At 62.0% G+C, this 24,981-nt stretch carries 16 protein-coding genes and 4 pseudogenes; 6 read left to right on the top strand and 14 right to left on the bottom strand.

What is annotated here, in order from left to right; genetic code table 11:
• Positions 1 to 27: 27 nt before the first annotated feature.
• Positions 28 to 1,419 carry an MBL fold metallo-hydrolase RNA specificity domain-containing protein gene (locus AWB65_RS28180; RefSeq protein WP_087670303.1) on the bottom strand — a complete coding sequence of 464 codons (1,392 nt, stop codon included), beginning with the start codon at positions 1,417 to 1,419 and terminating at the stop codon, positions 28 to 30.
• Between the two features lie 259 nt (positions 1,420 to 1,678).
• On the opposite strand from AWB65_RS28180, the gene AWB65_RS28175 reads away from it, so the two are divergent.
• A complete protein-coding gene (locus AWB65_RS28175; RefSeq protein ID WP_087670295.1) occupies positions 1,679 to 2,194 on the top strand; it encodes a flavodoxin family protein in 516 nt (171 codons plus the stop codon).
• A 36-nt stretch (positions 2,195 to 2,230) separates the two neighbouring features.
• A complete protein-coding gene (locus tag AWB65_RS28170; protein ID WP_235007800.1) occupies positions 2,231 to 3,205 on the top strand; it encodes a universal stress protein in 975 nt (324 codons plus the stop codon).
• 90 nt (positions 3,206 to 3,295) lie between these two features.
• Here AWB65_RS28170 and AWB65_RS28165 read toward each other — a convergent pair.
• The 7 genes and pseudogenes from AWB65_RS28165 to arcD form a co-directional block, all read right to left on the bottom strand.
• Positions 3,296 to 5,807, bottom strand: a pseudogene (locus AWB65_RS28165) (cation-translocating P-type ATPase).
• Positions 5,808 to 6,406: 599 nt separating this feature from the next.
• Entirely contained in the window at positions 6,407 to 6,847 is a 441-nt protein-coding gene (locus tag AWB65_RS28160) for a hypothetical protein (protein ID WP_087670294.1), read from the bottom strand.
• Positions 6,848 to 7,037: 190 nt separating this feature from the next.
• Positions 7,038 to 8,525: a bifunctional aminoglycoside phosphotransferase/ATP-binding protein gene (locus AWB65_RS28155; protein ID WP_159907829.1), complete on the bottom strand. Its 1,488-nt coding sequence runs from the start codon at positions 8,523 to 8,525 to the stop codon at positions 7,038 to 7,040.
• A gap of 295 nt (positions 8,526 to 8,820) precedes the next feature.
• A complete protein-coding gene (arcC, locus tag AWB65_RS28150; protein WP_087660782.1) occupies positions 8,821 to 9,732 on the bottom strand; it encodes a carbamate kinase in 912 nt (303 codons plus the stop codon).
• A gap of 9 nt (positions 9,733 to 9,741) precedes the next feature.
• Entirely contained in the window at positions 9,742 to 10,740 is a 999-nt protein-coding gene (gene argF, locus AWB65_RS28145; protein ID WP_087670292.1) for an ornithine carbamoyltransferase, read from the bottom strand.
• A 24-nt stretch (positions 10,741 to 10,764) separates the two neighbouring features.
• A pseudogene (locus tag AWB65_RS28140) lies at positions 10,765 to 11,980 on the bottom strand (arginine deiminase).
• A gap of 13 nt (positions 11,981 to 11,993) precedes the next feature.
• Positions 11,994 to 13,474, bottom strand: a pseudogene (gene arcD / locus AWB65_RS28135) (arginine-ornithine antiporter).
• Between the two features lie 226 nt (positions 13,475 to 13,700).
• Between arcD and AWB65_RS28130 the strand changes: the two are divergent.
• Positions 13,701 to 14,447 (top strand): carboxypeptidase-like regulatory domain-containing protein, encoded by a 747-nt coding sequence (locus AWB65_RS28130; RefSeq protein WP_087670291.1) that lies wholly within the window; start codon positions 13,701 to 13,703, stop codon positions 14,445 to 14,447.
• 126 nt (positions 14,448 to 14,573) lie between these two features.
• A complete protein-coding gene (locus AWB65_RS28125; protein WP_087670290.1) occupies positions 14,574 to 15,155 on the top strand; it encodes a hypothetical protein in 582 nt (193 codons plus the stop codon).
• Between the two features lie 14 nt (positions 15,156 to 15,169).
• Here AWB65_RS28125 and AWB65_RS28120 read toward each other — a convergent pair whose 3' ends face one another.
• From AWB65_RS28120 to AWB65_RS28110, 3 genes are all read right to left on the bottom strand, one after another.
• Positions 15,170 to 17,416, bottom strand: a complete 2,247-nt coding sequence (locus tag AWB65_RS28120; RefSeq protein WP_327359174.1) for a serine hydrolase — start codon at positions 17,414 to 17,416, stop codon at positions 15,170 to 15,172.
• Positions 17,417 to 17,535: 119 nt separating this feature from the next.
• A complete protein-coding gene (locus AWB65_RS28115) occupies positions 17,536 to 18,729 on the bottom strand; it encodes a putative glycoside hydrolase (protein ID WP_235007802.1) in 1,194 nt (397 codons plus the stop codon).
• A 71-nt stretch (positions 18,730 to 18,800) separates the two neighbouring features.
• On the bottom strand, positions 18,801 to 19,625 hold the full coding sequence (locus AWB65_RS28110) for a polysaccharide deacetylase family protein (RefSeq protein ID WP_087670288.1): 825 nt from the start codon (positions 19,623 to 19,625) through the stop codon (positions 18,801 to 18,803).
• A gap of 291 nt (positions 19,626 to 19,916) precedes the next feature.
• Here AWB65_RS28110 and AWB65_RS28105 point away from each other — a divergent pair, with 291 nt between their 5' ends.
• Positions 19,917 to 20,366, top strand: a complete 450-nt coding sequence (locus AWB65_RS28105; RefSeq protein WP_087670287.1) for a CBS domain-containing protein — start codon at positions 19,917 to 19,919, stop codon at positions 20,364 to 20,366.
• Between the two features lie 71 nt (positions 20,367 to 20,437).
• On the opposite strand, the gene AWB65_RS28100 is transcribed toward AWB65_RS28105, so the two are convergent.
• From AWB65_RS28100 to groL, 3 genes are all read right to left on the bottom strand, one after another.
• On the bottom strand, positions 20,438 to 21,076 hold the full coding sequence (locus AWB65_RS28100; protein WP_087670286.1) for a SagB/ThcOx family dehydrogenase: 639 nt from the start codon (positions 21,074 to 21,076) through the stop codon (positions 20,438 to 20,440).
• A gap of 159 nt (positions 21,077 to 21,235) precedes the next feature.
• The gene (locus AWB65_RS28095; RefSeq protein ID WP_087670285.1) at positions 21,236 to 21,691 is read right to left on the bottom strand and encodes a hypothetical protein; all 456 of its coding nucleotides are present in this window, start codon (positions 21,689 to 21,691) and stop codon (positions 21,236 to 21,238) included.
• Entirely contained in the window at positions 21,692 to 23,326 is a 1,635-nt protein-coding gene (groL, locus tag AWB65_RS28090) for a chaperonin GroEL (RefSeq protein ID WP_087670284.1), read from the bottom strand. It lies immediately after the preceding gene.
• A gap of 510 nt (positions 23,327 to 23,836) precedes the next feature.
• Here groL and AWB65_RS28085 point away from each other — a divergent pair.
• Positions 23,837 to 24,866, top strand: a pseudogene (locus AWB65_RS28085) (AAA family ATPase); the annotation flags it as partial.
• Positions 24,867 to 24,981 lie beyond the last annotated feature (115 nt).

Raw genomic sequence — 24,981 nt, 5'->3', positions numbered from 1 at the left:
ATCCCCTTTCGGATTGGTCAAGTCGGGTCACTTAGGGGTGTTTGGGGTGACCTGTTCCGCTGCTCTCAATTCGACCGACTGTAAATATGTCGGGACCTCGCACGGCCAATGCAGCGTTTCCCCGATCCGGCGACGCAACGCGTCGGCGGCGGCCGGTTCGCCGTGCGTAACGAAGGTGCGCTGCGGAACTCCAGGCATCGCGCCGAGCCATGCCAGGATTTCGCTGTAGTCGGCGTGCGCGGACAATGAGTCGATCAATGTCACCCGAGCGCGCACGGGTACGTATTCGCCGTGGATCTTGATTGCCGGTTCGTGAGCCGCGAGCGCGGCGCCGCGTGTGCCGGCCGCCTGATACCCGACGAGCGCGATCGTATTGCGGCGCTCGGGTGCGAAGGCCTTCAAATGATGCAGAACCCGTCCACCCGTGGCCATGCCGCTGCCCGCGATTACGACCATCGGGCCATTCCTGCTCGTGACGGCTTTGGATTCATCGACGGTCCGCACCATCGTGGCCGCATGACCTATTGCGTTGGACTGCGACATCGTCAGCCGATGTTCGCGCACGTGCCGGCTATAGATCTCTGTAACACTGGTCGCCATTGGACTGTCGAGAAAGACAGGCACGTGCGCCATGCGGCCGGTTTCTTTCAAGAGCGCGATGTAATGCAAGATTGCCTGTGCGCGGCCGACTGCAAAGCACGGAATCACGACCACACCGCCCTGCCTGAAGGTGTCTTCGAACACGGCTTCGAGCTCGCTTGCGGGGTCGGCCGGAGTGTGCAGCCGGTCGCCATACGTGGATTCGACGATCAGATAGTCGGTGTATGAGAGCGGCGCCGCGGCCCGCATGATCGGGTCATTCGGGCGTCCAAGGTCGCCTGAGAAGGTCACGACTGTGCCGTCCATCTTCACGACGACGCTCGCCGCTCCAAGGATGTGTCCAGCCGGCAGCAGCCGAAAACAAACGTTCTCGCTCAGGACCGTGGGCACATCGAAATCACGGGTAACGAGAAGGCGCAGTGCGTCTTGGGCATCCTTCAATGTGTAGAGAGGCAGCGCTGGCTTGTGTTTTGAAAAACCGTGGCGCGTGGCGAAATCCGCTGCTTCTTCCTGAAGTTTCGCGCTGTCTCGCAACATGACCTCGCACAGGTCGCGCGTGCCTGCCGTGCAGTACACGGGACCGCGATAGCCGGAACGCGCCAACACCGGCAGATAGCCGGAATGGTCCAGGTGCGCATGCGTCAGGATCACTGCGTCAAGCGTGTCTATCGAAAACGGAAGCTCGCCCCAATTGCGCAGCCGGAGGTTCTTGGTGCCTTGGAAGAGCCCGCAATCGATCAACACGCGAATGCCGGCGCCTTCAAGCAGATACTTCGATCCGGTTACCGTTTCGGTTGCTCCCAGAAAAGTCAGCTTCATCATTGATCCTCGGCTGGACTGATCGTTTGGTTGGACTCAAGCGCCGTCGCGCTGCGCCGCCGCTCGATCAAGCGTACTTCTCGCCCGAACGAAGAGAGTTGATGCATGTCAAGCGCGCGGGTCTGCGTCGCGCTGGCGTCGACATCAATTCTTTGCTTGATTTAGGTCAGTCCGTCGCTGCGGTTAGCTCTTTATGCTCGTGATACGCGCAATTAAACCAGCGCGCAACCCCGCTGAGACGGTCGAACGGAGAAATGTCATGTCTAAGGCCAGAGTTCTTGTCGTGTATTTCTCGCGCACCGGTACAACGCGCAGGGTCGCCTCCACGCTCGCGACGATGTTGAACGCAGATCTCGAAGAGATCGTCGAGCCCCGCGATCGCTCGGGCGCAATGGGATATCTGCGGTCGCTGGTCGATGCAGTGAGAAAGAGGCCTGTCGATATCTCACGCGCGGAACATGACGTGTCGTCATACGAACTCGTGGTGATCGGCACGCCGGTCTGGGCCGGTTCGGTATCGGCACCGACGCGTGCGTGGCTTGCGACGAACCTCGCTCACCTGCATCGCGTGGCGTTCTTCTGCACGCTGCGAGGCCGTGGCAGTGAGTCTGCTTTCGCACAGATGGGTTCGCTTGCCGGCAGACAGCCTGTCGCGCGGTGCGCGATCACGGCGCATGAAACGCGACTCGGGGAGGAAAGCCGGTTGTTGGAGGTTTTTTCTCATCGGCTTGAACGCAAGCTCGCGCAGCTCGAAGAAATGGAATGGTTGGTTTGAGCTGTCATACATTCCTGCTACAAAAGGAGAAGACTGATGAGCACCAAGAAAACAAGCACCACGAACATGGCGCCGGATACGGCTGCTGGCTTCCAGCGAATCCTGCTGTGTGTCGACTCGTCACTTGCGTCGGAGCGCGCAGCGGATTTCGTGCGGAATATGATGGGAGCCGGCGCGCAAGTACGCATCATCGGTGTCGTTGAGAACCCACGCGTCCTGATCCCAACGGCGCCGCTGGCCGGTCTCGACTTGAGCGCCGCGCGCGCCGAGTTGATGGACGACATGCAAAATGCATTGGCAAAAGCGCATGCGTCGTTCGCTCAGTCTCCCGCCGCGGCTCAAGCGCAACTCATCGACCTGGCGAAGCACGGCGGCGACGTCGCGCATGCGATCGCGGACGCCGCTCGGGACTTCCATGCGGACCTGCTCGTGCTCGGTTCGCGCCAGCATCATGGTCTGCTGCGCTGGGTCGAAGGAACGGTGTCCGAGCCGGTTATGCGGCTTGCCGAGTGCGCGATTATCGTTGTGCCGGCTCACTGCGAAAAGCAGTGGAGCCACGCACCGCAACGGTTGCTTTTCGCGATCGATGGCAGTGATACTTCGCAGGAGGCGCTGAGGATCGGCGCGCGACTGGCCGGGCCTGGAGCGCAACTGAAGGTCATCTATGTCGTCGACCGCGCGGTCCGGTTCAGTGACTTCGTCCCGATCACTCTGCTGGAAGATGCCTTTGTCCAAGAGGGAAACGCATCCATTGCTAGAGCCCGCGAGGTTCTGGCGCAGCATCCGAACGTGGCGCAGGCGCATGTCGAGGCATCGCTCGCCAGCACCGATATGACAAGCGACGATATTGCTCACACGATCGTTCGCGAAGCAGCCGCCTGGGGTGCCGATTTGGTCGTCATGGGAACGCATGGCCGGCGAGGTCCAGCGCGCTGGATGCTTGGCAGCGTGGCCGGCCGGGTTGCACGGGTGGCTGAGACCCCGTTGATGCTCGTACGCAAGTCAGTTTAATAAAGGGTGTGGCTGAGCGTCCGAGCCGACGGCAGTAAAGCTCGCTCTGGTCGGTGCGCCAAGGCCTGCGAAGGGGGCACCTTCATTTGGTCATTTGAACACGTAGACCGCGAGTAAAGGGACGAGCGAAAAGAGTCGTGCCAGCGTGGGGACCGTCATGAGCAAGAGCAGAGCGCTCGCGGTCAGGGCCAGGACAAGGCCAATGTAGTTGTTTGCCATGCCCGCGGCGCGGAACATGCTTCGGGTAGCCATCACGCGCACCGCGAAAATTAGCGCTACGTTGCCGCCGACGAGCACGAGAAAGGCGAAGGTTCGAGCTAAGCATGACGTCATGCCGGGTCGCGACCGTGGCCGCATAGACAGCCAGCACGATCAGCGCGAGCACGACGCCGGCGGCAGCGCTCCGTACGAATGCGGCCTTCGAGAGCAGCGCCTTCTGCGTACGGTGCGGCGGCCGCTTCATCAGATCTCGCCGTTCCGGCTCGTTCTCGAACACAAGCGAACACACGGGGTTGATGATCAGTTCGAGAAACACGATGTGCAAGGGGGCGAGCATCACGGGCCAGCCCAGAATGACAGGAATCATTGCGGCAGCCACCATTGGAATGTGTACCGCAACCGTATAGCTGATTGCCTGACCGAGATTGTCGTAGATGCGCCGGCCCAGCCGGATCGACGCGACGATCGGCGCGAAGTCGTCGCGCAGGAGGACCAGCGCCGCCACTTCGCGGGCCAGCTCGGTGCCGCGCCTGCCCATCGCAATGCCGATGTGTGCGGCCTTGAGCGCAGGCGCATCGTTCACGCCGTCGCCAGTCATCGCTACCACGTTGCCTCGCGCCTTGAAGGCTTCAATCAGGCGCAGCTTTTGCTCGGGACGCACCCGTGCGAACACATCGGTAGTGGCGATCGCCCCCCGGATTTGCGCGTCGTCCCACGCGGCCAGTTCGTCGCCGGTCACAATCCTACCTGCACCGATGCCGACCTCGGCCGCGATCGCGTGCGCCGTCGAGGGATAGTCTCCAGTGATCATCACTACGCGTATCCCTGCTGCTTGGCACTCGGCAATCGCGCCTGCGGCGTCGGGGCGCACTGGGTCCACCAAGCCCACCAGTCCGACGAACGAAAAGTCGAAATCGTGCTGGCGCGCTGGCCAGTCCACGCCATAGTGACGCGCCTTGGCGACGCCCAGCACACGCAGGCCGCCCGACGCAATCTGCGCGGCCCGAGACAGGATCGCCGCGGTGTGGGCGGCGTCGAGATGACAGAGTGCACAGACCGCTTCGGGCGCCCCCTTGCAGGCGACCGGCCGGTGATCCAGCTGCGGGGCGTCCCAGCCATGCGCCATTGCCGGCAGCCCGGGCGAAAGCGAATACTCGTGCAGCAAAGACCAGTCCGCGTGCAGATGCTCCGTGTTGGCGAGGCATCGATTGCCGGTTTCATGAAAGGCGCGCTCCATCGGATCGAACGCATCGACCTCGCTCGCGAGCACCAGGTATTCGAGCAGTTCGTGCTGACCTTCGTCGATATGCAACGTTGCTTCGTCGATAAGTTGCAGAGTTTCCCCTGAATACAGCGCTCGGACCGACATCCGGTTCTGCGTCAGCGTGCCGGTCTTGTCGACGCATAGTACCGACGTCTCGCCCAGCGTCTCGAGGGCGTTCATGCGGCGGGTGAGCACCCCTGCGTCAGCGATGCGGCGGGCACCGAGGGCCATGAACACGGTTAGTATCACGGGGATTTCTTCGGGCAGGAGGCCCATTGCCAGGGTTATGCCGCCGAGTACGCCGGGAAGCCAGTTCCCGTAGCGCCATCGGTATAACAAGGCGAGCAGGACGCAGAGCGCCAGTGCAAGCGACGCGAAGCGAGTCACGAACGTGCCCGCCTGAACCTGCAACGGCGACGGGCTTTCAGTGATCGCGGCGAGTGAAGAGCCAATCCTACCGAGCGTGCTGCGCGCGCCGGTTGCTGTCACGCTCATGAGTGCCTGGCCCTGCACAATCATTGAGCCGAAGTACAGCGGGCTGTCGCCGCTCTTCGCTATCGGTTCGGATTCGCCGGTCAGAAGCGACTCGTCGACGCTTAGGTCATGGGAATCGAGGACGGTACCGTCGGCCGGAACGCGCGCGCCTTCGTTCACCAGAACGAGGTCGCCCGGCACCAGCTCGGCTGCCGACACGAGTTTCCGCTCGCCGTCGCGCAGCACATCGGCGCGGGGTGCGGACAACTCGCGTAGGGCCGCGAGCACTTTCGCCGTGCGATGACTCTGAACGACGGTGAGCGCGACGATTGCGAGCACGAAGACGAGCAGGACAAATGCCTCCAGCGTGTCGCCGAGCACGAAGTAGACGGCGCTTGCACCGAGAAGGAGCAGGAACATCGGTTCGCGCAGGACCTCAAGCACCGCCTGGCGCCAGCCATGTCCGGCTCGCGACTGGACGACATTGCGGCCGAAGCGCTCTTGCAATTCGGCAACTTGCGCACCGCTCAGGCCACGTTCGGTCGGATTTGCCTCACTGGGTGCATGGGGCACCCGCCCAGCCGAAGAGGACTTCTCACTGCTGGTTTTACTACACTGCGCTGCGAAAGCTGACGAGCGGGCCATGGGCTTAATGTTGCTTCATTAGATTTTCTGAGCATGTCCGGACGGTGGCGCGGCGAGTTGATCGGAATCAAACGCTGTGCACTCCAGGAGAGCGCATCGGGCGCACGTCGCATGCGCGCTCATCGCGCGGCCGCTCCAGTAACGGAACTTATCAAACGCGTTTCCCAAACGACTCGACAGGCACCGCGGTATCGAATACGACAGTCGGTGAGAATTCCTCATCCGTCAACGGCGTCGCGTCTTGAATCTCAATCATACGGACGGCTTCGTCCCCGTTAGCGATTTGGTACGCGGCCGTCGCGCTCTCGCGCACTCAAATCTGAAGCGCAGCGGGGCACGGAAGCGGAGGATGACGACCCGGAATCTGAAGCAGCAAGAAAGCGCTCAAAGCGCGGACGATATTCGTAACGAAAAAAATCCCCTCGACCAGTGCGTTTCAACTTGGCCAAGCTTACTTCATACGCACTTTGCGCGCGCCCTACTACAAGGGTCCGTGTCACGGCCAGGGCGCGGACGACAGGCATATCACATGTCTATCAAAGAATCGCGCATAGCAAGAAGCCGTTTTTTTCCAAGACTCTTACGCGCGATCGGGCGAATCATGTAGTGCCGACGGGCATCGCGAGCGAGGCGGGAAGAACGCCCCAACCCACCGGAACATATACGCATCCACCCGCGAGTTCGATAGAAATAACAAACGACTCCAGCGTTACGCCAGCCATGATGTGCAGCGGCGGGCCTCCCGCATAACTTTCCGTACGCAGCCATGGCGAGCGGCCCGAGTTAATGTCCAGCACGCTTCGGGCGTGACCGTCGCGACCCGCGTCGGGCGTAAAGAGCGGTCCATCGAAAGCAGCTTTCAGGATCTGATCGGGCGCGTCATCGTACGGATCACCAGCTGATTCCTGGTACGGCGCGCGCTCCCAGTATTCACCCCATTGTTGATCGAGAGGGACCCGCGTTAAAAACGCCCAGGGTGTGCGCACGAAACAGAGGCGGTATGCGTGCCGCACGCCGTCGAGATTGACGAGGAGTGACATGGCTCTGCGGGCTCTCCGGTTGGTCGAATGTCCCTGTATGAACCATGCGCGTTCGCGGATGGAACCCTCTGATCTGAATCAAACGGTGTGCGAAGCGGACTTCGTTGCTGTGCCGACATTGACGAGCCGTGCCATCCGATGCCAACGTTCGGCAGCCCAACGTCGTGCGTCTATGCGGCTCGGTCGCGCGCTACCGTTGCCTTTGCTTCCGTTCGTCGTGCAGTGCGCCTCCATGGTGCAGTCGCGCGAGCAAAGGACTCCAGTAGGCGGGCTCCTCAAACGAGGCGATCGGCACATCGGTATCGAACACGACTGTTGACGAGAGCTCCTCGCGTGTCAACGGGTCCGCATTTGCAAGCTGCAGCGCAAGGACGGTTTCGTCCGCGTCGGAAGGCTGATATGGACCCATCGCGCGCTGGCGAACGCGCCTCTGCAAGCAGTCTGGAGCCGCCCGGAAATCAAGGATGAGGAGGGGCACTTGCATCGAGCGCGCAAGAGCGACGAAGCGCGACCGATGTTCGTGATAAAGGAAACTCGCATCGACGAGGGCGCAATAGCCAGCTTCCAATACGTGGTGCGCGAGGTTCAGCAGTCTGGCGTATTGGACGTCGACGGCTTCTGGAAGATAAGCGCCATGTGTCAGCGATCGCTCCAGCAGCGGAGCAAACGGGGCAGCACGCTTGCGTTCGATGTCGCTCGAAAGCCTTATTGCACCGATGAGCGGTGCAAGTGCTGTACTCGCGGCAGACTTGCCCGAGCCGGAATAGCCGTGGCAGAGCAGCAAGCACGGCTGCCTTTCCCGCACCGCCTTGACGGCACATTGCAGATACCCGCTGGCGCGCTTGGGGCCCCCTACGCCTTCTGCGCTGCGAGCCTTCAACGTCTCGACGAGCGCTCGCACCAGTGCACGATAGACGATGTATAGGCGAATAGCGCGCAGTCCGGCGAAGTCGCCAGTCGCGAGGAGCCAGCGATTGAGCAGTCGCGTCTCGAGATCCGGGCGGTCGTGAGCGCGGAGATCCATGCAGAGGAATGCGAGGTCGTTGACCACGTCGATCCACCGCAGCACTTCGCTGAACTCGATGCAGTCGAACATCAATACATCGCGCCCGGCTAGCACGACGTTCTCGAGATGCAGGTCGCCGTGACACTCGCGCACAAAGCCTTTGGCACGACGCGCGTCGATGTGCTCGGCGAGTCGGGCAAGTTCCAACCCGCACCATGCGCGTACCTCCGCAGGGACAATCCCGGCGGACTCGCGATCAAGCGCGGCAAGAATTGCATGCACCTGCGTTTGGACCTGGTTGGCCGACCCGTAGGCGCGACGAGGCGGGGTCCGGGAGGTGCAGCGATGGAAAAGTGCGAGTCGGTCCGCCGCGCTCTCGATGATGTCCACGCCGAGTTCGCCGGCCGCGAGCAGGTTTGAAAATATGCGCCGCTCATCGAATCGTTTCATCTTGACGGCGTAATCTACTGGATGCCCCTTGGTGTTCAGCAAGTAGGTGCGCCCGACGCGCACGATCGGTACCACTCCGACGTAGATCGGCTTGGCGAGGCGCCGGTTCAGTCGATACTCTTCCCGGCAAGCGCGGCGCCTGCCTTCGATGCGCGTGAAATCGACAAAGCCCAGGTCGACTGGCTTTTTGATCTTGTACGCAAATCGACCGGCGAGATACACGACCGAGATGTGCGTCTCGATTCGTCGAATGCGCCCCGCGGGATGTCGATATGTGCATGACCGACGCAGTGCAGCATCCAGAGTGTCCCAGCCACGACGAGCGGCATCTTCGCGTCGCGACGCGTGAATTGATGGTCGGTTCGACATGGCGGTGCCTGGGCGAAATGAGGGGGATACTTGGGATTCAACGGCGGGCCGCTTTATTCATTCGGCGCGGACAATATGGCGCTGCCCGGAAGCGCCCTCCTCAATAGTTCAGCACAGAAGCGGTAACTCGGCGATGGTCTCGCCCGCGTTAGCCATCACTTACGATCCGAGTCCCTGCGGCGCCGCTCAGCATTTCCTCTATCTGGTCGAGTGCGCCAATGACGGCAGGCCGTCCGGTTTGCTGTACGAAGTCGCAAGCCGCTTGTACTTTGGGACCCATCGATCCCGCTGCGAACGACATCGTCCGCAATTCGGAAACTGTCCCCTCCCGCAGCGGACGTTGGTGCGGAGTGCGCCAGTCGAGATAGACCGCGTTCACGTCGGTCACGATGAGCAGGATGTCGGCGTCCACTTCAGTGGCCAGAAGCGCTGCGCACAGGTCTTTGTCGATGACCGCCTCGATGCCCGAGCAGGTTCTGCCGTCGTCTCCGACGGTCACGGGAATACCACCGCCTCCTGCGGCGATGACGATCGTGCCGTGATCCAGCAGACATCGGATTGGCTGGAGTTCCATGAAGCACCGGGGCTTCGGCGAAGCGACGACACGACGGAAGCCGGCTCCGTCCGGCGCGATCTTCCACCCGTTGGCAACCGCAAGACGCTTGGCCTCGCTCTGCTCGTACACCGGGCCAATCGGCTTGGTCGGGTGTTCAAAGGCCGGATCGTCTGCTGCAACAGCGACTCGCGTGAGCAGCGTGGCGACCGGACGGGTCAGCGGGATTGCATTTGCCAGCTCCTGTTCGATCAGATAGCCGATCATGCCTTCCGATTCGGCATCGAGCACGTCGAGCGGCGTTGCGTCCGCGTTCGCTGCAGCAGCCTGTAGGGCCAGCAGACCGACCTGTGGGCCGTTGCCATGGGCGACGATCAGTTGATGACCGTCGGCCAGCCGCGCGAGTTGCTGCGCGGCCTTGCGGATATTGTTGATCTGATTTGAGATCGTGAGCGGTTCATCGCGCCGCAAAAGCGCGTTGCCTCCCAGTGCAACGAGTATGCGCATGACGTCGTCCTATCCTAGCGTTGCGACCAGCACGGCCTTGATTGTATGCATTCGGTTCTCGGCTTGCGAAAATACGATCGAGGCATCCGATTCGAACACGTCGTCGGTGACTTCGAGCTCCGACAAGCCGTATTTCTCGTGAATCTGTTGGCCGATCTCGGTCTCGACAGTGTGATACGCGGGCAAACAATGCATGAAGCGGGCACGTGGTTTGCCGGTGGCTTTCATCAGCGCGGCATTGACCTGATACGGTCTGAGCAGTTCGATGCGCTCACCCCACACGTCGAGCGGCTCTCCCATCGATACCCACACGTCGGTATAGACGAAGTCCACGCCATCGACCGAGACGAACGGATCTTCGTCGAGCGTGACGCGCGCGCCGGTGGTTTCGGCCAGCGCGAGCATTTGCGCGACAAGTTCGTCGTGCGGCCACCGCGCGCGCGGCGCCGCGATCCGTACGTCCATCCCCATCTGGACGCCGCCGACCAGAAGCGAGTTGCCCATGTTGAAGCGGGCGTCGCCGAGGTAGCAGAACGAAAGTTCCGACAGCGGCTTTTGGCCGAATTCTTCCATGGTGAGCAGATCGGCAAGCACTTGCGTCGGATGGAATTCGTCGGTTAGACCGTTCCACACCGGAACATGGGAAAACTGCGCAAGTTCCTCCACGGTTGTTTGATGAAAACCCCGGTATTCGATTCCGTCATAGAGGCGTCCCAAAACGCGCGCCGTGTCCCTGAGCGATTCCTTGCGGCCGAGCTGAGAGCCGGCCGAATCAATGTTCGTGACATGTCCGCCCTGATCGTGCACGGCGACTTCGAAGGCGCAGCGCGTTCGGGTCGAGGTTTTTTCGAAGATCAGCGCGATGTTCTTCCCGGTCAGCCTGGGGATCTCATTACCCGCATACTTCGCGCGCTTCAGTTCGGCGGCAAGGTCGATCAGGAAGCGGATGTCGCGGGGACTGAAGTCTTGCATGTTCAGGAGGCTGCGGTTGCGGAGATTAAATGGCATGGTGTCGTTGGCTTCGGGTTCTGGCTAGATAGCGTCGCGCGCGAGCGGGCAGGTCATGCAATGGCCGCCCCCGCGCCCGCGTCCCAGCTCGGCGCTCGGAATTGTGATGACTTCCACGCCAGCCTTGCGCAAGAGCGTATTGGTGTAGACGTTGCGGTTGTAGGCAACAACGACGCCCGGCGCCAGCGCGATGACGTTGTTGCCGTCGTCCCATTGCTCGCGCTCGACTTCCCACTCGTCGCCACCCGTTCCGATAGCGCATAGCTTTTTCAGGCCTATCGAACGTGCCACAAGATCCAGAAAGGGCGCCGATTCGGCACGCACGTCGAGCTCGCCGGGTTTCTCCGGGTCGCAGGCTCGTGCAGCAAATGCCGTTGACGATTTTCGGGAAGATCGTGACGAGGTCGCGATCACAGAAGGTGAAGACGGTATCGAGATGCATTGCCCCGCGCGAGGGTGGCAAGCGCGCGGCGATCACGTGTGTCGCGGCCTCGCGCGCGAAAAGCGAGCGTGCGAGTTGTGTCACGGCCTGAGGGGACGTGCGCTCACCCATACCAACCACGACGACGTCTCGCGACAGCGGCATGACATCGCCGCCTTCGAGGGTTGCGCCTCCATGGTCCACATCCGGATCGCCCCACCAGATGCGGGTTTGGGTGTTGAAGCGATGATGAAATTGGTAGATGGCCGCAGTAAGAAGTGTCTCCTGACGGCGCGCGGGCCAATACATCGAGCCAAGCACGACGCCGTCATTGATCCAGCAACAGTTATCTCGGGTGAATAGCGCATTCGGTAACGGTGCGAGCAGGAAGCCGCAAGGGCCAATGCAACTCGACACGAGGCCAGCCGGTACGAAAGGCAACTCGCCCCGCACGATTCCGCCGATCAGTCGCGTGGCGAGCTCCTCCGGCTTCATTTCGTCGAGCCACGGGCGTAATTGCGAGGCCAGTTCCTGATCTACCGTGCCCGGAGACAGCTTGCGGTCGAGAATCCAGTTACGTGCCTCGTGCGTTCGGAGGATGTCGGCGAGGAGATCGTTCGTATCGAAGACTTCTATCCCCCGGTCCTGCATCGCGTTCACGAAGCCATAGTGGTCTGTTTTCGCCTGCGCCACCCACAGTACGTCGTCGAACAGCAACTCGCGGCAGTTGGCCGGTGTGAGGCGCGCCTGCGCCAGGCCCGACCGGCAGACCAAAACCTTGCGCAATGTGCCGACCTCAGAGAAGACACCGAATTCCATGACGGCTCCCTGCTCACAGACCCAGCGTGCCGCTTGTCAGCAGATAGGCGGCGAGCGCGGCGAGAACGATGATCGCAGTCAGGATCGCGACTTCGAACGGCTTGAAAAGACGTGCCCCCTGTTCGCGCTTGGCCCATCCGTACAGAAGTATGCCGGGCGCATAGAGCAACGCGCTGAGCAACAGATATTTTGGACCTGCCGCGTACAGAAGCCAGCAGCAGTAAGTTGTCGCCAGCACCGCGACCACCAGGTCACGGGTGCGCATTCGATCGGCCGCAGCATAGGCGTCGCCGCGCGCAGCAATGCGCACGGCATAGACAGCCGAGAACAGATAGGGGACGAGGACATCGACGTGGCGAGCGAGATCAGCGCCTGATAGGTCGCGCTGGAGACCAGCGTGACAATCAGGAAGAGTTGTACCAGGCCGTTCGTCACCCACAAGGCATTGGCCGGGACGCCATGGTCGTTTTCCCGCGAAAGGAAGCGGGGCATGACGCCGCCCGAGGCGGGCGTAAATAGGGTCTCGGCGGCCAGAAGTGTCCATGCGAGCAGCGCCCCACCGACGGAAGCGAGCAGCCCGAGGCTGATCATGACTGCCCCCCACGTGCCGACTGCCTTCTCCAGCACGCCGGCCATCGACGGGTTTTCCATCGCGGCGAGCTCCGCCTGCGGGACGATGCCGGGCGAAAGCAGCGATACGGCCATCAGCAACAGCAACACGATCGCGAAGCCGTAGAGCGCTGCGCGACCGACGTCCTGGCGATGTTCGGCGCGCGCTGAAACCACGCTGGCACCTTCGATACCGATAAATACCCAGACCGTGATCAGCATCGTGCTCTTGACCTGCGCGAAGACGGATCCGAGCTTCGGGGTGCCCCAGAAGTCCTGTTCAAAGGCCTGGCTACTGAAGGCGGTCACGGCCAGTGCGATGAAGGCGAGCAGCGGGACAATCTTGGCGAAGGTAGTGACTGCGTTAAGCACGGTGGCACCGCGCACGCCACGCAAGATGACGAGATGTAGGATCCACAACAGCACTGAGGCACCCGCGATTGCCAAGCGGGTATTGCCTTCGCCAAACGCTGGAACGAAGTAGCCGAGCGTGCCGAACACGATCACAAGGTAGCCGACATTGCCGAACCACGCGCTGACCCAGTAACCCCACGCGGAGTTGAACCCGACAAAGTCGCCGGCGCCTGCCCGCGCGTAGGCATAGATGCCGTTATCGAGTTCGGGCTTGCGCATCGCCAGCGTCTGGTAGACGAAGGCGAGCATCAGCATGCCGATGCCGGTGATCAGCCAACCGATGACCACAGCACCCGCTCCCGCCCCGGCAGCCATGTTCTGCGGTAACGAGAACACACCGCTGCCGATCATTGATCCAACCACGAGCGCGATGAGCAAACCTAGCTTCAGTCGCTTCGGAATGGCAGCGACAGCCCCGGGGCGTGCGGCCGGGATCGGCGTGGCCGGCAGATGATCGGCGAAATGTTTCATGGCGAGGCTCCATCACCTGGCAATGATTGCATTTAGTCATGCATGAGCACGGGCTTTCTTGACGTGGATCAGCTTTCCCTGCGACGACGGTTTACTGATGCGGTCCAGACGTCACGACCCGCACTGAGCATGTGTCGTCTCGTTGACCGAGATCAATCCTGTGGGGGTGTCCTGTTGTCAAACTTGTAGTGGCCCAGTGCTCGCCTGATTCGTATGGAGGTACATGATGTCCAAGTCGTCGCTTCGCAGCGTGACCGCCGTAGCGTTGTTCACCATATCCGCCACGGGCGCGGCCGCCGGCGCAAGCCCGCCCGTGCGGGCGCCGGACGGTCAGCCTCCCATGATGGGAACCCTTCTCAGCAACGAGGAGCGTGCAGACTTCTGCACGCAGATGCAAAGCGCAGCGACGCCCGAGGAACGTCGGGCTGTCTCGCGGCGCATGCATCAACTGGTAGCCGAGCGCTCGCGCGAGCAGGGTGTCGCGCTACCCGGCACGATCGGGGAAGCAGGCGCTATGATGGGGTCTGGCGCTGGCGCGCCCGGCCCGCATATGCAAGGGATGATGGGCATGGGTTGTGGGCCTGCAGCATCGAGAGCGGGAACGGGCGATAAGCCGCCGCCAGGCAATGTCGCGATCCGGAAGTACGACGGCATCCCGTATGTGACCGGAGGCGTGGGGGAAGACGAGGCCACCGCATTCAAGCGGCTCGCGTCTTCCTACAACACGCGAGCGACGTTCGTGTCAAACATCGGCGAGTATCTTTCGGGCGTCACCGTGCAGCTGCGCCGCGCGGACGGGACGCTCGTGTTCTCCGCCACCTCGGACGGTCCCTATCTTTTCGCTCGGCTTCCGCAAGGCCGGTACCGGCTGAACGCGACGTCCGATGGCGTATCGCAGGAGCGCTCCATCGACGTGCCCAAGAGCGGTGGCGTCAGCATGACGCTTACGTGGCCGACGGCATCCCGATCCTGATTCGACGCGCCGGCGAAAGCGCTCGGTGCATGAGGCGAGACGACATGGCGTTAGAGCCAATCTGCCAGGGCTGGCCTGCGTCTTCGAGCGCGCATTGCTGGTCGGGCTACAGCAGGAGAAGCGAAGATGAAGGATGCTTTTGAACGCCGCGCGCTTTTGCTTCATCTTGGAGACGCATTGGAGACTGTGCGCTACGTCGCCGGTTGCGGACAGGACCTCCGACTCGTACACGACCTCATAGCCGACGACGAGGCACTTCGCCGGTTCCCGTTACTCGGTCAGGTATCGACGCGGATGACGGCGCGTGAGTTTGTCCGAAATGCGGCGAACGCTTACTGTTCGTGGCCGCGTCGGTTGCTCGAGGCGACGCTGAACCGCACTGCGCTTGAGCGCACCGTACACGATAGTCTGTTTTCAACGAACTCCGTCGGCTGGCACGCTTACGTGGCGATGCTCAGGAAGGACGTTCCCTGGTTTGGCATCGACGTGCGGCGAATTATCGACGCCGAGGTAACCGAAGAAAATGCCAGCGATGAATCCGCAACGATCGAAATGCCAGCCGGCGACATGCAGACCGTATCGCCCGACGAACCATCGGATGAGAGCGATATCGAACGTTATCAAAACGAAAAGTCTTCCGCATCCCGTGAGAGCGTCGAGAGCGGTCGCCGTTCGGATTCGAATTGGCCGTGGAACGGCGACATTTAACGATGCGCGTTGCTTCACTCGTCCGGGTAACGCAGGTAAGGCGCCCGAAGCCGCGCAAATCGCTCGATCCGATCTGCTTCGATGACGTCGAGTGCTTCAAGGCTTGCACCATCGCGCACGGCTTCCCACACAGCCTGCGAACCTACCGACTCGCGCGTGGCAGCAAGATCAAATTCTTGCGGGTAGAGCGCGTGCAGCGTGGCAAGCAACGCCACGCCGACACGGCCCGGCGGACGAGACCGGTCGTGCGCGACGATGGCGACACCATGACACGGCATGCCGCGATAAGCAGACTCCGTAGGCAGGAAGTCGATTGGTCCGAATTGGACGCCGAGGTCGAGCGCGTTGAGCGCCCGCACAAGGCGCATGGCATCGATCCAGGGCGCGCCGATCCATTCGAACGGGTGCGGCGTGCCGCGTCCGACGCTCACGTTGGCTCCCTCGAGCAATGCGACATCCGGATAGAGGTTCAATTGTGAAGGCGTGCGCAGGTTCGGCGATAGCGGGACCCAGCCGAGCCCCGTATCGGCCATACGCATCGAGCGTCGATAGTTGCGCATCGGTATGACCCGCAAATCGGCTTCAATGTGTCGCTCGCGGTTGAACAATGACGCCAGCTCGCCAACGGTTAAGCCAGGCATGAGCGGTAACGGGAAATAGCCGGTGAACGATTCATGTCCGGCATCGAGCATCGGTCCGCCGAAGGTGTCGCCGCCGAGCGGGTCCGGGCGATCAAGCACAAACAGCGGAATATGGCGGTGCGCCGCGGCCTCAAGCGCATAGCCGAGCGTGGTTTCGTAGGTGAAGAAGCGCACGCCCGCATCCTGAATGTCGAACACAAGCGCGTCGAGGCCCTTAAGAGCGGCATCCGCAAACCGGCGCCCGCCTGTATAGAGACTGTGGACGACGAGGCCTGTCGCGGGGTCGCGTGCATCGTCGATTCGCTCGTCGCGATCCGTGCCGAGTCCATGCTCCGGTGCAAACAGCGTCGCCAGCGTGACGCCCGGTGCCTGCGCGAGCACGTCGATCGTGCGCCTGCCTCGTGAATCAAAACCGCTATGATTCGTGACGAGGCCTATTCTTAAGCCCGCGAGTGGAGCGAACAGGTCGTCCTCCAGGACGTCGATGCCGGTTCTGACCGGACCCTTCGAGACAGGCAGGGCGGATGCCGCATCGATGGCGGAGGCGGCCCACGGCAGCAGTCGGGCGAGTTCGTGGGCGGAGAGCGGTGGCTCGCGGCTTGCCAGCAGTGCGACGACTTGTTCGCGCAGGGGTCGGGCGTCGCCCCGGTCATCCGGATGCACACGATTCGTGAGAATCACGAGGAACTTCCGCGACGCGAAATCAATCCAGATTGCCGTGCCTGTATAGCCGGTGTGGCCGATCGATCCGACAGCGGGTAGTCGGCCACGATTCGAGGCCAGCGGAGCGTAGAGTTCCCATCCAAGAGCGCGCATCGGTGACGCGGAGGCGAGAGCTGCAGACGTTGCAGGCATTGCGAGCGCAGTGACGCTCGACGGTTGCAAGATTCGCAACTCGCCTGCACGGCCTGCGTTCAGAATCATCTGTGCAAATTGGGCGAGATCGCGAGCGGTCGAGAACACGCCTGCATGGCCCGATACGCCGCCCATGCGCGCCGCTGTCGGATCGTGAACGCGGCCGCGGCGCATACCGAACCGATCGGGCGTTGTTGCCGCGCTTCGCGAGGCGCGGGCGCGGTCCGGGAGGAAGCCGGTATCACGCATGCCAAGAGGAGCGAAGATGTAGGCGCGGCAGTAGGTGTCGAGCGAACGATGAGTGACGCGTTCGACGAGTACGCCGAGCACCACGAAGTTGAGGTCACTGTAGATTACGCGGGTGCCGGGCTCCGCTTGCAGTTGCTCCGCCAATACCTCGCGTAACACGTCTGCGCGTGTGTGTGCAGCAGATAACGAGGGCAAATCTGGGCGCAGACCCGAGGTATGTGAAAGCAATTGACGCAGCGTGACGTCCTGCTTTCCGTTTGCAGCGAACTCGGGCCAGTATCGTGCCACTGGCGCATCGAGCTGCAGGCGCCCCTCCTCGACGAGCTGCATAACTGCCGTCGTCGTGGCGACCGGTTTCGTGAGCGAGGCGAGATCGAATACGGTATCGAGCGTCATCGGCTCGGGCCGGGGCGAGACGACACGCATCCCGAACGCTCTCGCATACGAAACCCCGTGTGCATCGCCGACCATAACGACTGCGCCCGGAATCCGTCCGGCGTCGATCTGTGCGATCACAATACGTTCGAGTTGTGCGCGGGCCGAGTCGTCCAAACCGCTACCGGCAGCGGCACGCGTGGCGAACACAAGCGCGCAGACGAAAGCGCCGCGTATCAGCTGGCGTGTCAGCCGGCGTATCAGCGCGGCAGGTCGGCGGCATCGTAGCGATTGCGCGGGTTCCATAGCATCCATCCGTCGGTCGCCGCTGCGTCCGCGGCTTCGGTCTGCTTGTGAATCGCGTCGGCGCCGAACTCGCGATGGTCGAATGCGTAGTCACGAAACGCCTGCAGCCATGGACGGAATCGCACGCCGGGAAGTCCAGTTCGCTGCATGGCTTCGGCGAGGGACCGACGCACGATCTGCCCGGGGTCCGCGACGGGATTGGTGCAGCCCGGCAGACCCCATGTGAAGCCCGAGGGATAGAGCATCGGGGAGATGTAGTCGAGCGCCGTTCCGAGCGTGCCGATCTCCTGGCCGATCGCAGTATCGTCGAGATTCCAGCAGACGTACCCGAAGATGTCGGCGGACACGAACACGTTGTACGGTGCGAGGCGCGCCCGCGCCGCCTTCAGGAAGCCGACGATGGCCGCGGTGCGGTTGCCGCGCGTGTTCGGCAGCGCGAAGTGCACGCCGCTTGCATCGGGAAAGCGGACGTAGTCGAACTGGATCTCGTCGAAGCCCAATCGTGCCGCCTCCTCGGCGACATCGAGGTTGTGCTGCCAGACCTCATGCGAAAACGGGTCGACCCATTGCAGGTTTTCGCGATCGCGCCACGGATTGCCATTCCCATCGCGAACCGCCCAGCCAGGATGCGCGGCGGCCAGCGGGTCGTCCTTGAACACCACGATGCGCGCGATCAGGTAGAGGTTCTTGCGGTGCAACTCGGCAAGCAATGAGCCGAAGTCTTTGGAGACTGGCGCCCGTTCGGTGATCTGCGCGATTGCTCCGATCGCTTCGCGTGCGTGGCTCGGATAGGGAGTCAGGCCGCGATCGCCCTTCACGTCGATGACGAGCGCATTGATGGCCGTATTGTCGGTCAAGCTGACAGCGGCGGTGCGCAGCGTCGCGCTGTTCACGCCATATACCGACAGGTACACGGCCTTCGGCCGAAAGGGCGTCAGCACGATGGTCACCGGCTCGTCACCCGAAACCGCCGTTTGTGCGCGGAGGTATCCCGCGGCTCGGGCGGCAACGCTCGAGCCAGCATGATCGATCGCAAATCGTCCGTCCTGATCGCTGAGAACTGTTTCCGTCGCCGTTGTGACGATGGCTCCGGCAACCGGAGCAAGGGTGCTTTGGTCCATCACAACACCGGTCACCGCTGCCGCCATTCTGCTGACCAGCAAGGCCGATACGAAGACGAGTCCGAAGATCAATGCACGCACCGACACTGCGCGCGCGCTCATGGTCGGCCACCGGAGGCGGGGACCGTCTGTTGCTCGCTTTCGCCGAGCAACCGCGCGAAGGCGCTCGTGCCATGACCTTCGACGATCAGGAAGCGAGGCATCGCGAGCAGCGGCGAATCTCTTTCGACTGGACGCGCGTCCAGTGTAAAGCCGGCCACATAGCCATCGCCCGCGGCGAGCGCCAGCAGTTGATCGTCGTAGATCCCAAAGGGCCACGCGAGCATGTCGACGTGGCCGCCCACTTCGGCTTCGATACGCGCGCGTGACTGCTCAAGTTGCCTGTGCACGAACTGGCGGTAGTCAGTCGGCGCGAGGCGCTGACGCTCGTGGTTGAAGTTTGGATGCCAGTACGTATGCGACTGGATATCGAACAAGCCGCTCTGCTTGAGTGTGCGCAGCTGGCCCCAGGTGAGCGCATAGGACGCGTTCGAGATGGCCGACGGATAGACGAACAAGGTCACGGGCAGACGGTCGCGCATCGCAATCGGAAGCAGCACGTCGAATACCGAGCGATGGCCGTCGTCGGCCGTGAGCACGGCGGTCTTGGGCGGCAGGGTCGCGGCGGGATCCTGCCGCCACTTCAGCACGTCCCGCAACGGCACAATCCGATAGCCGTGCGCGCGCAGCAACCCCAACTGTGCTTCAAAGGTCTCAATGCGCACGGTCATCGAATCTTCGGCCTTAACGGCGAAGCGGTGATACACGAGAATGATTACACGCGGCTCGGCTTGCGATGGCTGCGCGGCGTTCGCGCCGGGTAGCCATGCGCAGGCGAGCATGAGGAGGATACGCAACGCAAGTACTTTATTGTTGGCTGTCATTTCTTGTATCTCGCAGCGGAGAATGGCGCGATCCGCGTCCACATTATTGTCCGATCACGTATCAATGGTGGAGAGGCTCTGTTCGAGGGATCCGATTCATATTGCGCGCACGATGCCTCCTGATTCGTGACGCAGATCAAGTGCGCCTTTCGTCGACACGCGAAGCAACAGGGCAAATTCCCTGGTGAAAGCGGCAGCCATTCCGTCTGGACATGGTTTGATCAAACGCAACCCTGGCTCTTCATCAAGGAGCACAGTGGCTGCGAGCATTAATGTAAAAGGAGAACGGCCATGAATGCAGGGAAAATCTGCACACGCGATGTCATCGTGTGCGGCACCGCTACGAGCGCTCTGGACGCAGCCCGGCTGATGCGCGCCAATCACGTCGGAGATCTCGTCGTGATCGACAACGCCAACGGCAAGCGCCGGCCGGTCGGCATGGTGACCGACCGGGACATTGTCGTGTCGGTCGTGGCGAAGGAGGTCGATGCAGCCGGACTGCTAGTCACCGACATCATGTCGTCGCCCGCCATCACGGCGTTCGAGTGGGAAGACGGTTGGCGCTTGCTGCGCCGCATGCGCCTCCACGGCGTACGGCGGATGCCAGTCGTCGACGATGCCGATGAACTTATCGGCATCGTGACGCTGGACGATCTGCTGCGCTTCTCCGCGGAGTTCTTATCGGAGCTTGGGCACGTCGGCGGACGGCAGAGGTTCTTCGAGGAGAAGGCGCGCGCCTGATTCCCACGGTTCCTGACGGATCGGGGCGGTGCGCGCCGACCGCGATCCGATTGGTCCTCGGCCGCTGGCGACTAGGCTGTTGCGGCGGGCATGCCAACGGTCTGCGCGAGGACGGGCAATTCGTCTTCGTTAAGCCGCAGCGCGTCTGCCAGTAAGCGATGGTTGATCCACCCGCGCACGACCGTCGCAAGACCGGCGGACGCGCAATAGAGCGATACATTCTGGGCTATGGCACCCGCGGCGACGGCGGAGAACATATCGCGCTGTTGTGGCGGTATTGGGAGCAGCTTGGCCGTCTGCACCACATACACCAGATCCAAGGGTGCCGTGCCGACAAAATCCTGATAGCCGGTCATATTGCGGGCATCGATTGCGTGCTTGAGTAGCAACCGGTGCGCGGGTGCGTCATAACGGTAGACGCCGTAGGGCAGCGCGACGTAGACATCGATCTCGTTGAATGCGCGCGCCGACGGTGCGGTACGACCTCCGGTTCCTGGACGGTTAACTCCATTCGCGGCCCACAGCAAGTCGCCAAGCACGTTCAGGGAAAGCGGTTCGTCTGCGAAGGTCCGTGCGCTAGCGCGAAATGACAGCGCGGTCATCAGGGGCACGCCCGCATTAGGGTCCGGCTTCGGCAATTCGATGAATTTCGGAGTTTCGCCCTGCGCGGGCGCGGGCTTCGCATCTGGCAAGGCTTCGTAGGTCAACATCAGCGTTTCAGTCGTTTCGATTCCCCTCGACGGTGGTGCGCGCTAGCGGAGATTTCCGGGCGCTGCTTCAGCCTAGCGACGCATGGCGCGAACAAGGTTGACCTCGATCAATCGGTTCGCTCAACCCCGGCATCGCGTCCCCGACCGGGGTTCGCCTCGCTACCTTCGTAACCACCAAGCAGCCTTGGACTTCGGCCACCCCTTGCCGGTGCCGTGCGAGGCCCTTGCGCGGGCCTGGCATCGCGAAGCTTCGGATTGGCCTGGCGAGGCCGGCCCGGTCTCGCTTTTTCCGAACGGGAAGGACAGGTGGCCGCCATACACGAGGGCGCCAGACCTATTTGCGGTTCGATCCTTGCTTGTCACCTGTTGGACGAGCCCAAGCAAGTCAACCGTCGCGCGCAACCGTTTGGCGCTAAGCAGACCGCAAGTCAGGGGCGGTAGATCGTCGCGGTTCGCCACCGCGTGGCGGATATCGATAACGCACGCGCGCTCGTCGCCCTTGAAGACGACTAATACGTCATACGCACGTGCGGCATGGCCTTTGATGACGTATCTGAAGCAGACCTGGGTGCGGCCGGCCGATCCGTCCCACGGCATCAAAATCGGCGCGGCCATTCACAACTCTCCGCTGAAGAGATCGCCATGTCTGGGGTCGGTGTGCGAGGTCTCGCTTGCCGTCCGCAGGCTCGCCACCATGCAGTCGGTCGTCATGAGCAGGGCGGCGTCCGAAATCGCGTTTTGCAGCGCGGAGCGAGTCACTTTCAGCGGGTCCGGTATGCCCGCTTCGATCATGTCGCCATACCGGTCTCTTGCGGCGTCATATCCATGAGAGTCGCTCGCCACGGCCACCGTATGCACGACCGTCTGCGCGTCCGCCCCCGCATTCTGGGCGATCTGCCGTAAGGGCGCTGCCAGCGCGTCGTGGACGATGGTGGCTCCCGTGCCCCAAATCTCGGATGCTTGACTGCTTGAGGTAAGTACAGACCGCGCGCGCAGCAAGGCAACCCCGCCTCCCGGCACGATCCCTTCCTCGACTGCGGCGCGAGTTGCGTGTAACGCATCCTGGAAGCGGTTCTTGCGTTCGCGTAGCGCTGCTTCGGTCGCCGCGCCCACCCGGATGACGGCGACGCCGCCCGCCAGCTTCGTCAGCCGTTGTTTCAGTGAATCGCGTTGATGCGTCGTATTGGCCGCCTCAATGCGTTTCTTCAGTCCCGCAATACGCTGGCTGACCGCCTCCTTGTCAGTGCTGCCGACGATGATGGTGGTGGTGTCGCGGGCGATTTCCACGCGCCGCGCGGTGCCGAGGTCCTCCAGCTTTGCCTGTTCCAGAGCTTTGTCGGTTTGAGCAGAAATGACCGTAGCCTCGGTCAGGGCGCCCAGATCGGCGAGTTGTTCGGCCCGAGCGTCTCCGAACCCCGGCGAACGAATGGCGCACGACTTGAGGGCGCCGCGGATATGATTGACGACGAGCGTGGCAAGGGCTTCACCTTCGACCTCGTTGGCGACGAGAAGCAAAGACGTGCCGCTCGCACTGACCGCCTCGAGCACCGGGAGCAATTGAGCGACAGAGCTGATGTTCATGTCGCAAAGCAGGATCCGCGGGTCCTCAAAGACCACCTCGTGTTCGCCTGGGGCGACAAAAAGCGGCGAAAGGTAGCCTCGATCGATGAGGGAGCCATCCACGACATCGAGTTCGTCATCGATTTTGGATCCGTCCTCGATGCTGACCGCTCCGTCTCGACCAACCCGCTCAACAGCTTGCGCCACGAGCGTGCCGATATTGACGTCGCCGCTTGCGGAGATGGTCGCGATCTGGCGCATCTCGTCGATGGTGGAACACGGTTTAGCCAGGCGATGCAGTTCGGCTACCACTTTTTTGCCCGCGTCTTCGATGGCGCGTTTGAGTTCCATCGGGTCATGGCCGGCGCTCACGCATTTCATTCCTTCGGTCACGATCGCCTGGGCGAGCGTTGTCGCCGTTGTCGTCCCGTCGCCCGCCACTTCGCTCGTTCTGGTCGCAACCTCACGCAACAAGCGCGCGCCCATCTCCTCGAATGGGTCCGGCAGTTCGATTGCATTGGCGACCACCACGCCCGAATTGGCGACGAGCGGCGGTGCGTCCGGCCGTTCGACGATCACATTGCGTCCGCCCGGACCGAGTGTGACCTTGACGGCTTCCGCGAGCGCATTGACGCCGTTGAGTAGCAGATGCCGCGCAGTGTGATGAAAGACTAGCGATTTGGCCGACACATTCCACCTCTCGATGATTGCGCATTCACGGACTGGTGCCGTAGCGGAGCGCCGCTCTCGCGTTAAATCCTGTCCATTCGACACGCAAACACCTTGTGTTCGTTTGACTTGGGTCAAGCGGACGAGCGAGGAAAAAAGAGGTGACTTAGCTGGACCGCGGAGCACATCGAGGTCAAAGACGCCTCGCCTCGTTTGAGAGGATATTGGGGGCGCCCGGGGTTCGCCAAGTGCGGTGCGTCGCACTGGTTGACCCGAGCACATGCCTCGCAGTTGACCTAGATCAGGAAAGCACGGACGCGCGGCCCTATCCTTGCCAGTACGCTGTCCGGTCGTGCGGTGCGGCAGCTCTGCGCCGATGGATGCGTTGGACGGGGCTTCTCAGTCAATCGCTGAAGGGATCGTCGGCTTCGGTTTAACGCGACGGCACCGTCGCCGTTTTCCCCGACAGGGCTTGAGACGAAAAGGCCATTGTCGGCCTTCTGCAATGCAGGACAACCCAAACCTATGTTCATGGACAAAAAAGTCGATTTTTCGAACATTGTGGTCATCATCGGCGTCATGGGATTCGTTGCGTTGCTGATTGCCGAGGTGTTGCTGATCAAGACGCCGTTTGCGCCGATTCCTTACAGCGATTTTCACAAGCTGCTGATCGCGAGGCAGGTCGATAATCTCGAAATCAGCCCGACGCGGGTCACCGGAACCGTGCGCACGGCTGCAGGCGTGGCACTGCTTCCTGCGTCCGACGCCGCAGTGATCGCGAAGAACGGCGCTCCGTATCGCTTTACCACCGTGCGCGTGAACGGAGACCGGATTGGTGAGGAGCTCGCCACCTCGGATATTCGTTATGCTGGCGTGGCCGACGAAGGATGGGCGGGCTCGTTGTTCGGGTGGTTGTTGCCTGTCCTCGGGTTTATCCTCTTATGGAACTTCCTTTCCAAGCGGGCCGGCGGACTTCAGAACTATGCAGGAATCGGCAAAAGCAGGCCGACGCTGTATGTGCAGCAAGCCAGCAGCGTAACGTTCGACGACATTGCCGGCATCGACGAGGCCAAGGCGGAGCTTAAGCAGATCGTCGAATTTCTCTGCAACCCGGACCGCTATCGCCGGCTGGGCGGCAAGATCCCGAAGGGCGTCCTGATCGTCGGCGCGCCAGGTACCGGCAAGACCTTGCTCGCAAAAGCGGTGGCGGGGGAGGCCAAGGTGCCGTTTCTGTCGATAAGCGGCTCCGCTTTCGTGGAGATGTTTGTCGGGGTTGGGTGCTGCGCGCGTGCGGGATCTGTTCGAACAGGCCACGCAGAAAGCGCCATGCATTGTGTTCATCGATGAACTGGATGCGCTCGGGAAGGTCCGCGGCACGGGCACCGTTTCGAACGACGAGCGCGAGCAGACGCTCAATCAGTTACTCGTCGAGATGGACGGATTCGAGCCGAATTCCGGCGTGATCATCCTTGCGGCCACTAATCGCCCCGAAATTCTCGATCCTGCGTTGCTGCGTCCAGGGCGATTTGACCGTCACATCGCAATTGATCGCCCGGATTTAAGGCAATGCTGAAAAAGGTCAACGCATCAGGGTGGCAGGCCGTTTATATTGAATGAGACAAAAGACCCTAGCGATGGCAGCAGATCAAGGCGCCGGCTTCGAGCAGTATCGTCGG

This window comes from Caballeronia humi (assembly GCF_001544475.1).
Classification (GTDB): Bacteria; Pseudomonadota; Gammaproteobacteria; order Burkholderiales; family Burkholderiaceae; genus Caballeronia; species Caballeronia humi.
Note: the sequence above shows the minus strand (reverse complement) of the source record. Positions and strands in the feature narration are given on the sequence as shown.

What these genes read in the sequence shown, in the direction of transcription:
- AWB65_RS28180 (WP_087670303.1), bottom strand. Translation starts at nt 1,419, where the DNA reads ATGAAGCTGACTTTTCTGGGAGCAACCGAAACGGTAACCGGATCGAAG.
- AWB65_RS28175 (WP_087670295.1), top strand. Translation starts at nt 1,679, where the DNA reads ATGTCTAAGGCCAGAGTTCTTGTCGTGTATTTCTCGCGCACCGGTACA.
- AWB65_RS28170 (WP_235007800.1), top strand. Translation starts at nt 2,231, where the DNA reads ATGAGCACCAAGAAAACAAGCACCACGAACATGGCGCCGGATACGGCT.
- AWB65_RS28160 (WP_087670294.1), bottom strand. Translation starts at nt 6,847, where the DNA reads ATGTCACTCCTCGTCAATCTCGACGGCGTGCGGCACGCATACCGCCTC.
- arcC (WP_087660782.1), bottom strand. Translation starts at nt 9,732, where the DNA reads ATGCGCATACTCGTTGCACTGGGAGGCAACGCGCTTTTGCGGCGCGAT.
- argF (WP_087670292.1), bottom strand. Translation starts at nt 10,740, where the DNA reads ATGCCATTTAATCTCCGCAACCGCAGCCTCCTGAACATGCAAGACTTC.
- AWB65_RS28130 (WP_087670291.1), top strand. Translation starts at nt 13,701, where the DNA reads ATGTCCAAGTCGTCGCTTCGCAGCGTGACCGCCGTAGCGTTGTTCACC.
- AWB65_RS28125 (WP_087670290.1), top strand. Translation starts at nt 14,574, where the DNA reads ATGAAGGATGCTTTTGAACGCCGCGCGCTTTTGCTTCATCTTGGAGAC.
- AWB65_RS28115 (WP_235007802.1), bottom strand. Translation starts at nt 18,729, where the DNA reads ATGGCGGCAGCGGTGACCGGTGTTGTGATGGACCAAAGCACCCTTGCT.
- AWB65_RS28110 (WP_087670288.1), bottom strand. Translation starts at nt 19,625, where the DNA reads ATGACAGCCAACAATAAAGTACTTGCGTTGCGTATCCTCCTCATGCTC.
- AWB65_RS28105 (WP_087670287.1), top strand. Translation starts at nt 19,917, where the DNA reads ATGAATGCAGGGAAAATCTGCACACGCGATGTCATCGTGTGCGGCACC.
- AWB65_RS28100 (WP_087670286.1), bottom strand. Translation starts at nt 21,076, where the DNA reads ATGTTGACCTACGAAGCCTTGCCAGATGCGAAGCCCGCGCCCGCGCAG.
- AWB65_RS28095 (WP_087670285.1), bottom strand. Translation starts at nt 21,691, where the DNA reads ATGGCCGCGCCGATTTTGATGCCGTGGGACGGATCGGCCGGCCGCACC.